We start from the raw sequence: 11786 nt of genomic DNA on the forward strand, positions 1-11786 counted from the left end.
CGGCGGGCCACCAGATAGGAACCCACCATGAGCAAGACAAGAGGCAGCGCGGTCTGCAGCGCGGCAAAGGTCTGGATGCCAAACCGGGTCAATACCCCGGCCAACAACGCTGAGGCAATTTCTGAAGGAATGCGATCGGCCACACGCTCCAGCAGGCCGGTGACACCCACCAAGACCACCAGCACCGAGCACACCATGAACGCACCCACCGCCTCGCCCATGGAGAAACCACCCGCCACGCCTGCCGTCGCCAGCACTGCGGCGCCAGGGGTAGACCACGCCACCATCACCGGTTTGCGCAGAACAAGCGAGGGGAGCAATGAACACAGGCCCATCCCCAGGCCGAGGGCCCAGATCCAGGAAGTGATTTGGGCAGGCGTTGCCCCAAAACCTTGGGCCGCTTGAAACACGATGGCGACCGAACTGGTGAAGCCCACCAGCACGGCCACAAAGCCTGCGACAAAGGCCGACAGGCTGATATCTTTGAAAAATTGCATGGGGGCGCATTCTGGCACCCCGCTGCGGACCACCCGGCCCAACAGCCGGAGGACCGAGGCAAACGGTGTCAGATTTCGATTTTGGAGCCCAGCTCCACCACCGAGTTGTTGGGCAGGTGCAGGAAGTCGGCGGCGCCGCTGGCGTTGTGGTGCATCTGGGCAAAGAGCTTTTCGCGCCAGTGGGCCATGCCGCTGCCAATGGTGGGGATGACGGTATCGCGCGACAGGAAATAGCTGGTGGTCATGGGCTCCACATCGCAGCCCCGCCCACGCAGCGCTTCCAGCGCCCGGGGCAGGTCGGGGTCGTTTTTAAAGCCGTAATGCACCACCACCTGCCAGCAATCGTGCCCCAGCGACTCCACCTGCAGCCGCTTGTCCAGGCCGATCCAGGGCACCTCATGGTTGCGCACCGTCACAAAAAGGTTTTGCTGGTGCAACACCTTGTTGTGCTTGAGGTTGTGCAACAGTGCATTGGGCACCGCACCAGGCTCGGCCGTCAAAAAGATGGCCGTCCCATCCACCCGGGTGGGCGGGCTGATGAAGACGGATTCCAGGAAGTCCTTGAGGTCAATCGCATCTGCGCGCAGCTTCTCATTGAGCAGGCGGCGGCCCTCTTTCCAGGTCATCATCAGCGTAAACACCGCGCCACCAATCATCAGCGGGAACCAGCCCCCCTGCAGCAGCTTGAGCAGGTTGGACGCGAAGAACGCCAGATCCACCATGAAGAAACACCCCGTGGCCGCCACGCACAGCGCCAGCGGGTAACCCCAGCCGTATCGGATCACGAAAAACGTCAGCGTGGTGGTGATCAGCATGTCCAGCGTCACCGCGATACCGTAGGCCGCTGCTAGATTGCTCGACGAGCGGAACATCACCACCGCCAGCACAATGGCCACAAACAGGCCCCAGTTCACCAGCGGCATGTAGATCTGGCCCGTGTCGCGCACGCTGGTGTGCTGGATGTTCAGGCGCGGCAAGTACCCCAGCTGAATGACCTGCTTGGTCACACTGAAGGCCCCGGTGATCAAGGCCTGCGATGCGATGACCGTGGCCAACGTAGCCAAGCCCACCAGGGGGATCAAAGCCCAATCGGGCGCCATCATGAAGAAGGGGTTTTTGACGGCCTCTGGCTCGGCCAGCAGCAGAGCACCCTGGCCAAAGTAGTTGAGCGTGAGTGAAGGCATGGCCACGCTGAACCAAGCCAGGCGGATGGGACGTTTGCCAAAATGCCCCAAGTCGGCATACAGCGCCTCGGCACCCGTAACGCACAAAACCACGGCCCCCAGAATGATGAAGCTGGTGCCAGGCTGGTGCCACATGAACAGCAGCGCGTGGTGCGGGCTCATGGCCCACAGAATTTCAGGGTGCCCCTGGATGTGGAAGACCCCCAAGACCGCCAGTGTCAAAAACCAAACCAGCGTGATAGGCCCAAAGAACTTGCCAATACCGCCCGTGCCCCGCTTTTGCACGGCAAACAGGCCAAACAACACGACCAGGGTGATGGGGATGACGTACTGCTTGAAGTGGGGAGAGACCACCTCCAGCCCCTCGACCGCAGACAGCACCGAGATGGCCGGCGTGATCACCCCATCCCCATAGAACAGCGAAGTGCCAAAAATCCCCACCGCCAGCAGCACACCGCGCAGCTTGGGCTTGTCTTTGACCGCTTGCGATGCCAGGGCCAGCATGGCGATCAGCCCGCCTTCGCCGTTGTTGTCGGCCCGCAGCACCAGCACCACGTACTTCAGCGAGACGATGACCGTGAGGGTCCAGAAGAAAATCGAGAGGATGCCGTAGATGTTCTCGTGCGTGAAGGGCACATGCCCCGAGCCGAACACCTCTTTGACTGCGTACAGCACACTGGTGCCGATATCGCCATAAACGACGCCGATCGCGCCCAGCGTCAGGGCTGCGAGCGAGGATTTGGAAGAGCTTTGCACTGAAGCGACCCCGCCGCACTCGTGCGCCGGACAGGGTTCCATAATTTGGGAGAGCGCTATTTTGCGCTGCATGGCTACGCCCCCCATCAAGGCGTATCCAGATGTTGCACCGCAGCAACTGCCCTCTGGCGCCTGCCGTCAAACAATGGCAAGCATTTGAAGCGGGCACGCCACAGCGGCCCCTTCACACCCCAGCGTCAGTCGTAGACCTCGGCATCCGGGTCGGTGGCCTCCAGCTCGTAGCTGGCCGCCAGCATGGCCAGGCGGGCCACCACCCCATACATATAGAAGCGGTTGGGTGCGCTCACCCCAGGGCGCACGCCAGGCTGGGGCATGTGCGTGCTGTGCTCAAAGGCCAGCGGCACAAAGCTGGCGCCGGGGGAGTTGAGGTTTTCGTCCACGCCGCGCTCAGCGTGCATGCGGTAGAAGCCGCCCACCACATAGCGGTCCATCATGTAGACCACGGGCTCGGCCACGGCATCGTTCACCCGCTCCTGGGTCAGCACGCCTTCCTGGATGATCACGTCCGAGACCGTCTGGCCGTCCTTGATGACGGCCATCTTGTTCTTGGTCTTGCGGTTGAGCGCATCCAGCTCCTTGGCGTCGCGCACCGTCATGATGCCCATGCCATAGGTGCCGTTGTCCGGCTTGACCACCACAAACGGCTTTTCGTTGATGCCGTATTCCTTGTACTTGCGGCGCACCTTGGTCAGCAGTGCATCCACTGACGCCTGCAGTGCGTCCATGCCCGAGTCTTCAGCAAAGTTGAGCCCACTGCACTGGCTGTACATGGGGTTCACCAGCCAAGGGTCGATGCCCAGCATCTTGCCAAAGCGCTTGGCCACCTCTTCGTAGTTCTTGAAGTGCGTGCTCTTCTTACGCACGCTCCAGCCGGCGTGCAGGGGCGGCAGCAAATACTGCTCGTGCAGGTCTTCCAGAATGCCCGGGGCACCGGCCGAGAGGTCGTTGTTGAGCAAGATGGTGCAGGGGTCAAAGTTCTTGAGCCCCAAACGCCCCTTGTTGCGCACCACGGGCTCCAGCGTCACCGAATCGCCGTTGGGCAACTCGATCAGCGTGGATTTCTTGATCTCCGGGCTGATGGAGCCCACCCGCACATTCAGGCCCGCCATGTTGAAGATGCGCTGCAGCTGCACCACATTGGCCAGGTAGAAGGTGTTGCGCGTGTGGTTTTCCGGAATGATCAGCAGGTTGCGCGCCTCGGGGCAGATCTTCTCGATGGCCGCCATGGCCGCCTGCACCGCCAGCGGCAGCATTTCCTTGGTCAGGTTGTTCCAGCCACCAGGAAAGAGGTTGGTGTCCACCGGGGCCAGCTTGAAGCCCGCGTTGCGGATGTCCACCGAGGTATAGAACGGGGGCGTGTGCTCCATCCACTCCAGGCGAAACCAGCGCTCGATGGCAGGCATGGAATCCAGAATGCGCTGTTCAAGCTCGTTGATCGGACCGGTGAGGGCCGTGATGAGATGCGGAACCATAAAAGCCCTCGGGGGACACAGTTGAAACCGATTGTAGGGAGGTGGGATTTCGGGATATGGGGACGCCCGCCACTTTCGCAATGCCAACACCTGGCATCCTGCGCAAAAAATGCCGGTGCCCTGCCGCCAGCGATCAACGCCGCCAGAACGCGGGGGTGAGCACCGCCATGAAGCTCAAAATCTCCAGCCGCCCCAGCAGCATGGCCAGCGTGCACACCCAGATCTGAAAATCCGTCAGCACCGCAAAGTTGGACGCAGGCCCCACGCTGCCCAGCCCTGGCCCCGCACAGTTCACGCTGGCCAGCACGGCAGAAAACGCGGTCAACGGGTCCAGGTCGGTCAGCAGCAGCACCATGCTCAGGCCGATCACCGTGGCGCCGTACACCAGCATGAAAGCCAGCACCGAGAAGATCACCCGGTTGTCCACCACCGCATCGCCCAGGCGCACCGGCTGCACCGCGCGCGGGTGCACCAGCCGCGTCATCTCGCGGCGGGCCTGCTTGACCAAAATGAGCATGCGCACCATCTTGATGCCGCAGCCGGTGGAGCCCGCACTGGTGGCCACGCCCGACATGAGCAGCATCAGTACCGGCGCAAACACCGGCCAGCCCAGGTAGTCCACCGTGGCGTAGCCCGTGGTGGTGGCCAGCGACACGGTGTTGAACATGCCGTGCCGCAGGGCAGCCAGCGGCTCGTACACCCCCTTGGCCCACAGCAGCAGCGACACCACCAGCCCGCCGCCGACCAGCGTGCCCAGCGTGGCGCGCAGCTCCGGGTCGCGCCAAAAGCCGCGCCAGTCGCCCTTGCGCAGGGCCACAAAGTACAGCGCAAAGTTGCAGCTGGCCACGAGCATGAAAACGATGGCAATGGCTTCGAGCAGCGGCGACTGAAAATGCCCAAAGCTCGCGTCGTACGGCGACAAGCCACCCAGGCTCACCGTGGTGAACATGTGCATCACCGCATCCAGCGGCGCCATGCCGCCCAGCCAGTAGGCCAGCGCGCAGGCCACCGAGAACAGCGCATACACGCCCCACAGCCCCTTGGCGGTGCCGGTCATGCGCGGCGTGAGCTTGGCGTCCTTCACCGGCCCGGCGGCCTCGGCCTTGAAGAGCTGGCTGCCGCCCACGCCCAGCAGCGGCAGCACGGCCACCGCCAAAATCAAAATGCCCATGCCGCCCAGCCACTGCAAAAAGGTGCGCCAGATGTTGACGGAGACGGGCAGCGTGTCGAGCCCGCTCATCACCGTAGAACCGGTGGTCGTGAGGCCCGACACCGCCTCAAAGTACGCATGCGTGAACGACAGTGGCCGCCCGATGAAATGCCCCGCCAGCATCAGCGGCAGCGCGGCAAACAAAGGCAGCAGCAGCCACACCAGCGAGACCAGCATCACCCCGTGGCGCGGCTGCAGCTCGCGCCGGAAGACGCGAAAGCTCCACCACAGCCAGCCCCCGGCAAACGCCGTGGCAGCCATGGACAGCGGGTACACAAACCAGATGCCGTCCTGCATCCACCACGACACGGCCGTGGGCAGGGCCAGGGACGATGCAAAGATCATCACCAAAATGCCCAGCACGCGCAGGACGGGAAACATGTCCGTCATGGTCGTCGCCCCACTGCGTCAGAAAAACGTCGCACTCACGCGAAAGAGCTTTTCCACCTCGCGCACCAGGCGCTTGTGCGGCAGGAAGAAGACCACATGGTCGTTGCTCTCCAGCACCGTGGCGCTGCGCGGGATGATCACCTGCGGCTCGGGCAGCACAGCGCCGCCCTCGCCCGCAGGCGCCGTGGCGTCCGGCAAGCCCCGCACGATGAGGCCGATGTGCACATCGCGCGGCAGGTGCAGCTCGCTCACCTTGCGGCCCACCACGCGCGAACTCTTGCGGTCGCCCCGCACCACGATCTCCAGCGCCTCGGCCACGCCCCGGCGCAGGCTGTGCACGGCCTGCACATCGCCCTGGCGCACAAAGGCCAGCAGCTCGCCCAGCATGGCCTGCGCGGGCGACAGTGCAATGTCGATCTGTGTGCCGTGCATCAAATCGGCATAGCTGCGGCGGTTGATGAGTGCCAGCACTCGCTGTGCGCCCATGCGCTTGGCCAGCAGGCAGGACATGATGTTGTCCTCATCGTCATCGGTCACGGCCAGGAACAGGTCCACCTCTTCCACGCCTTCGTCGCCCAGCAGGTCTTCATCGGTGGTGTCGCCCTGCAGCACCAGCACGTCGTGCGGCAGCACCGAGGCCAGCTCCACGCAGCGCTGCGGGTCCGACTCGATGACCTTGAGGTGAAACCGCCCCTCTTGCTGGCCCAGCTGCTGCGCCAGGCGCAGGCCCACGCGCCCGCCCCCGGCAATCATGATGCGGCGCACGGGGTGCGCATGGCGCGCATCGCGCCGGTGCAGGGCCGACAGCACATGCGCAATGTGCTCCTGCGCCGCCAGCACGAACACCTCGTCGCCAGGCTCAATGCGCGTGTCGCCCGCGCAGGCCACAAAGCGATCGGGCTCGTCAGGAAAGCGGCGGTAGATGGCCACCAGCCGCACCGCTACCTCGGGCGCACTGGCGCGCAGCGCGGCAATGGTGCCGCCCACCATCGGTGCCCCATGGCGCGCGCGCACGGACACCAGGCAAGCGCGCCCGCCCGCAAACTCACGCACCTGCATGGCCTCGGGGTAGTCAATGAGCTTGCCGATGTAGCGCGTGAGCGATTCTTCGGGGCAGATGATGCGGTCCACCGCAAAGCCCTCGGTGCCCAGCAGGCGCGCATCGCCCTCCAGCCCCGTGGAGCGCACCCGCGCAATGCGGGTGGGCACGTTGAACAGCAACTGCGCAATCTTGCAGCACACCAGGTTGGTCTCGTCCTGCGCCGCGCAGGCGATCAGCAGGTCGGTGTCGCGCGCCCCGGCCTCGGCCAGCACGGCGGGCTCGATGCCGTTGCCCACCACGCCGCGCAGGTCAAAGCGCGACTCCAGGTCGCGCAGGCGCTCGGCGTCGGTGTCGATGACGGTGATGTCGTTGCGCTCGGACACCAGGCTGTCGGCCACGCTCTCGCCCACACGGCCCGCCCCGAGGATGATGATTTTCATGGGGGGTCAGCGATTGAGACAAAAAAGGCCGCTAGCGCCTGATGGATAAGCGCGAGCAGCTACCAAAACAGGAGCAAATGCCACACAGCGGCCCAGCGCCACTCAGGCGCGCACTTCGCCTTCGCCCAGCACCACGTACTTGAGCGAAGTCAGGCCCTCAATGCCCACCGGCCCGCGCGCGTGGAACTTGTCGGTGCTGATACCGATTTCCGCCCCCAGCCCAAACTCAAAGCCATCGGCAAAGCGTGTGCTGGCATTCACCATCACGCTGGCCGAATCCACCTCGCGCAGGAACTGCTGGGCGTGCATGTGGTCGCGCGTCAGGATGGCATCGGTGTGGTGGCTGGAATAGTGGTTGATGTGCGCAATGGCTTCATCCACACCCGCCACCACCTTCACGCTGATGATGGGGGCCAGGTATTCCTCGCTCCAGTCCTGCTCCGTCGCAGGCACCAGCTTGGCACCAGCCACCGATTGCAAGATGGCCAGCGACTCGAGGCAGCCGCGCATCTCCACGCCCTTGGCGGCATACACCGCGCCGATCTTGGGCAGAAACTCTGCCGCCACGCCACGCGCCACCAGCAGGCCTTCGCTTGCGTTGCAGGGGCTGTACTTGTTCGTCTTGGCGTTGTCGGCCACCTTCACCGCCATAGCGATGTCGCAGGGGTCGTCCACATAGGTGTGGCAGTTGCCGTCCAGGTGCTTGATGACGGGCACCTTGGCATCGCGGCTGATGCGCTCGATCAGCCCCTTGCCGCCACGGGGGATGATCACATCCACAAACTGGGGCATGGCAATGAGCTGGCCCACGGCCTCGCGGTCGGTGGTCTGCACCAGCTGCACCGCATCTTGCGGCAGGCCCGCCTCGGCCAGCGCCTGCTGCACCAGCTTGGCGAGGGCCCGGTTGGAATCAATGGCTTCGGAGCCACCGCGCAAGATGCAAGCGTTGCCGCTCTTGATGCTCAAGGACGCGGCCTCGATGGTCACGTTGGGGCGGCTCTCGTAAATCATGCCGAACACGCCAATCGGCACGCGCATCTGCCCCACGCGGATGCCGCTGGGCTGCTGCTTCATACCAATGATCTCGCCAATCACATCGGCCATGGCGGCAAGCTGCTCACAGCCCTGGGCGCAGGTCTCCAGCACCTTGGGGCTGAGCTTCAAACGGTCCACCATCGGCTCGGCCAGCCCGGCAGCGCGCGCGCGCTCCAGATCGCGGGCGTTGTCTACCTGCAGCGCTTCGGTCTGCTCACGCAGCAGACGGGCCAGGGCCAGCAATGCTTTGTTTTTGATAGCTGCCGGCGCTTTCGCCATCAGCGCAGAGGCCGTTTTTGCCTGGAGACCGAGGGTGTGCGTGTATTCAGCGACGTTGAGGGCATTCATCCTGCGATTTTGCCGCAGTTGGCTTTACCCTTGCGCCCTGCCCCGTTGCACACCACCGCACCACCATGACCGACACCGCATCAGCCCAGCTCACCACCCTGGCCCAAGCCCTGCAAGCCTTTGAACGCGGCGACCACACCGCCGCCGCCCTGAGCACCCTGGCCCGCCAGCAAACCACCTTGCTCACCGCCCTGCCCCCGCGCTACAGCGAGGTGCTGCTGAACCTGCTGGACAGGCTTGAATCGAGCGCATTGTTCTCAGAAGAAAGCTGCTCATTCAGCCAAAAAGACCTGGTGGCGAACTTAACGGTGTGGGTAGAAAAAGCCCAAACCACACTGAGCGCCAACTGACCCGCCAGGGCCGAGCGCAGCAATGGCCCGAGCGGCTGCTGGGATGTTCTCGGCTGCCCACCCCCTGTGGCTGCGCCTGCGGCGGGGCGGTTGCGGGGTGGCACGCGCGTCGAAGCGCGCGTGCTTCGTTGACTGACTCGCCGCGGCTGTTTGAACGGAGCGCTTCAGCGCGCAGTGAGTTTCGCGGCGCACCCCGCAACCGCTCCGACGCAGGTTTGCCCCTTCGCTCCGCGAAGGGGTCGCAGACTTGGGGTCGCCCTTTCTTTGGTGACTTTCTTTCGGCGACGCGAAAGAAAGTTACTGCGCCGCCGGGCGCACTCCCCGGCTCCCGCCCTCGGCACAAGCAAGCCACAAGATCAGCGAGCAAGCCCAGGCTTCGACAAGCTCAGCCCGAACGGGCGGGGTACGAATGGTGACAGAAACCCCAGACAATCACTCTCAATTTCATAGCTGCCAGCGCTTATTCCAAAAGCGCTAGCGGCCAAAACCCCTCAAACCTCCGCCCGCCCCAACCACTTCTCCCGTGCAATATAAGCCCGCACCCCCAGCCCCATGAACGGCTGCGGCGGCATGCGCGTCGGCCCACCCAACGCCAAAGCATGCGCCAGCAACGGGTTGTCCTGCCCCAGCGCCAAATCTGCCGCCAACGCCCCCAGCGCAGTGAACTTCACCACCCCCGCCCCATTGCATCCGGCGACGCCATGCACCTGCGGCGCCAGCCGCCCCCAACGTGGCGCGCCATTGCGGGTGATGGCAATCGAGCCTTCCCAAAAATGCTCCAACGCCACATCGGCCAGTTGCGGAAAACGCGCCGCAAACACAGCCGCATGCTCGCGCCGCACCCGCTCGCGCACCGCAGGGCTGACGCGGAACTGCGGCGCATATTCAAAGCCCTGGCGCACCAGAATACGGTGGTCGTCCGTGTAGCGCAGCGTGGCACCCGTCACGGCGCTGGCGGGCGTCACGCCCCAACCCTCGGGCGCGCCCAGGCGGCTGCGCTGCTCAGGCGTGAGCGGCGCGGTGAGCGAGCCAAAGGTGACCAGCGGAAACGTCTCTGCCCCCCAGGCGCTGCCAAACAGCCCCAGCTGCTGCGCAAACCCATTGGCCGCCAGCAACAGTTGCGGCGCACGCACACGGCCCTGCGGCGTGTGCGCCACCACCTGGCCGCCCGACAGATCCAGCCGCTGCACGGGTGTGTGCTCGTGCAGGGTGACGTTGGCGGGCAGCGCATCGGCCAGGCCCCGGCACAGCGCGGCGGGGTTGAGCAGCACGGTGCCCGGCGTGTAGAGCCCGGCAGCAAAGTAGCGGGTGCCCAGGCGCGCGGCCAGGGCGTTGCGGTCCAGCAATTCGTGCGTTGCACCCAGGGCGCGCAGCTCCTGCACATGGTGCTGCAGCGTGCGCTCGGCGGCGGGCGACACGGCGCAGTGGTACTTGCCTGCGCGGCGCCATTGGCAGTCGATGCGGTGCTGCGCCACCAGCAGCTCCAAGTCGTTCATGCCCGCCGTGAGCAACGCTTGGTAGTGCGCGGCCTGGCGCAGATCTTCGAGCGAACTGCCGATGTTGTGCGGCACATCGATGGCGAAGCCCGAGTTGCGGCCCGAGGCGTTATCGCCCACGGTGCCTGCATCTACCACCACGATGTGGGCGTGCGGGCGCAGCTCGGCCAGGCGGCGCGCGGCGGCCAGGCCCGCAAAGCCCGCGCCCAGCACCAGCCAGTCGGCCAGCACATCGCCCTGCAGCGCAGGGCGCGGCGTGCGCGGGGGCAGGATGGCGGACCAGCCGTTGGTGGCGTCGTCGTTGGGCAGGCGCAAAGGCGGGGAGGCAGCAGCGGCCGCCATCACCGTGCCGCGCTGGTCAGGCGGCACAGCTGAAAGGCCAGGCGCTGCAGGGCCTGCCAGCCGTCTTGCGGCCAGTCGGGCTGCTTGAGGCCTTTGACGATGCCGTCCACCGTGTGGGCCGAGTGCAGCAGGCGCGCCAAAGCGGCGTCGCTGGCCTTGGGCAGGATACGTTCAAACAGCCGCTCCTTGGGGCCCCAGATGCGGTTCTCGCGCAGCGCCATGGGCAGGGGGCGGCCAGCGTTCATGGCGTCTTTCACGCGCTTGAGGGCCCGGATGTCTTCGGCCAGCGCCCAGTGCACCAGCACCTCGGCCTCACCCTCGGCCTGCAGGCCGTCGAGCATGCGCTGCACGCGGGCCGTCTGCCCGGCCAGCACCGATTCAGACAGCTTGAACACGTCATAGCGCGCCACGTTGAGCACGGCGGCTTCGACCTGGGCTTGCGTCAGTTCACCCGCCGGGTGCAACAAAGCCAGTTTCTGGATTTCCTGGTGCGCGGCCAGCAGATTGCCTTCCACGCGGTCGGCAAAGAACTGCAGCGTGCGCTGGCCTTCCTCGCCCGCCACCACGCGCTGGCCTTGCTGGGCCAGGCGCTGGGCAATCCATTGCGGCAGCATGCCGCGCTCGATGGGGTCGATCTGGATCGACGTGCCATTGCCCTCCAGCGCGGCAAACCAGGCACCGGTTTTGGTGGCTTTATCAAGGCGCGGCAGCATGACGATGGTGAGCGTGCTGTCGTTGCCCCGGGCCGATTCGGCCACATGCTGCAGGGCCACGCTACCGTCCTTGCCGGGCTTGCCCGAGGGGATGCGGATTTCAACAATCTGCTTGTCGGCAAACAGGCTGAGTGAGCCGCCTGCGGCCAGCACGGCGCTCCAGTCAAAGTGGGCACCGGCCACGGTGTAGCTGCTGCGCTCGGTGTAGCCCTGGGCACGGGCGGTGGCGCGGATGGCGTCTGCGGCTTCCTGCTGCAACAAGGGCTCATCGCCGTGCAGCACGTAAAGCGGCGACAGGGCCCGTTGGAGGTGGGTGGAGAGTTGGGCCAGGGCGACTTGCATGGGCAAAGTTTATCGCCCTGGCTGGCCGGGCAAAGCGGGCGCCGGGCCCGTGCGACCATTTCATAGCAAAAACAGGCTCTAGGGATCCTCTGCACAAATCACCGCGCCGTGTGCATCTGCGGCCTCGGGCGGTCTGCCGCGTTGCAAA

General features: G+C 65.1%; 9 protein-coding genes (1 of these 9 cut by a window edge). 1 reads left to right on the forward strand and 8 read right to left on the reverse strand.

The genetic code is table 11. From position 1 onward, the window contains the following. The 6 genes from CLU86_RS15895 to CLU86_RS15920 form a co-directional block, all read right to left on the reverse strand. Positions 1–497, reverse strand: the start of a protein-coding gene (locus CLU86_RS15895; protein WP_099743617.1) for a benzoate/H(+) symporter BenE family transporter. It extends 697 nt beyond the left edge of the window; only the first 497 of its 1194 coding nucleotides appear in the window; its start codon is at positions 495–497; the stop codon falls past the left edge of the window. A gap of 68 nt (positions 498–565) precedes the next feature. Then, positions 566–2479 (reverse strand): potassium transporter Kup, encoded by a 1914-nt coding sequence (locus CLU86_RS15900; RefSeq protein WP_099743618.1) that lies wholly within the window; start codon positions 2477–2479, stop codon positions 566–568. 155 nt (positions 2480–2634) lie between these two features. After that, a complete protein-coding gene (gene gshA / locus CLU86_RS15905; RefSeq protein ID WP_099656960.1) occupies positions 2635–3930 on the reverse strand; it encodes a glutamate--cysteine ligase in 1296 nt (431 codons plus the stop codon). 133 nt (positions 3931–4063) lie between these two features. Beyond that, on the reverse strand, positions 4064–5530 hold the full coding sequence (locus CLU86_RS15910; protein ID WP_099742283.1) for a TrkH family potassium uptake protein: 1467 nt from the start codon (positions 5528–5530) through the stop codon (positions 4064–4066). 18 nt (positions 5531–5548) lie between these two features. Next, positions 5549–7012: a Trk system potassium transporter TrkA gene (trkA, locus tag CLU86_RS15915; protein ID WP_099742284.1), complete on the reverse strand. Its 1464-nt coding sequence runs from the start codon at positions 7010–7012 to the stop codon at positions 5549–5551. Positions 7013–7114: 102 nt separating this feature from the next. Beyond that, positions 7115–8395 (reverse strand): glutamate-5-semialdehyde dehydrogenase, encoded by a 1281-nt coding sequence (locus tag CLU86_RS15920; RefSeq protein WP_099742285.1) that lies wholly within the window; start codon positions 8393–8395, stop codon positions 7115–7117. 65 nt (positions 8396–8460) lie between these two features. On the opposite strand from CLU86_RS15920, the gene CLU86_RS15925 reads away from it, so the two are divergent. Continuing rightward, entirely contained in the window at positions 8461–8745 is a 285-nt protein-coding gene (locus CLU86_RS15925) for a hypothetical protein (RefSeq protein ID WP_099742286.1), read from the forward strand. A 491-nt stretch (positions 8746–9236) separates the two neighbouring features. On the opposite strand, the gene CLU86_RS15930 is transcribed toward CLU86_RS15925, so the two are convergent. Further along, on the reverse strand, positions 9237–10610 hold the full coding sequence (locus tag CLU86_RS15930) for an FAD-binding oxidoreductase (RefSeq protein WP_233195057.1): 1374 nt from the start codon (positions 10608–10610) through the stop codon (positions 9237–9239). Further along, on the reverse strand, positions 10583–11638 hold the full coding sequence (holA, locus tag CLU86_RS15935) for a DNA polymerase III subunit delta (RefSeq protein WP_099742287.1): 1056 nt from the start codon (positions 11636–11638) through the stop codon (positions 10583–10585). The genes CLU86_RS15930 and holA overlap by 28 nt, the downstream gene beginning before the upstream one ends. Between the last annotated feature and the right edge of the window lie 148 nt (positions 11639–11786).

The sequence above is a fragment of the Acidovorax sp. 62 genome (assembly GCF_002754495.1).
Lineage (GTDB): Bacteria > Pseudomonadota > Gammaproteobacteria > Burkholderiales > Burkholderiaceae_C > Acidovorax.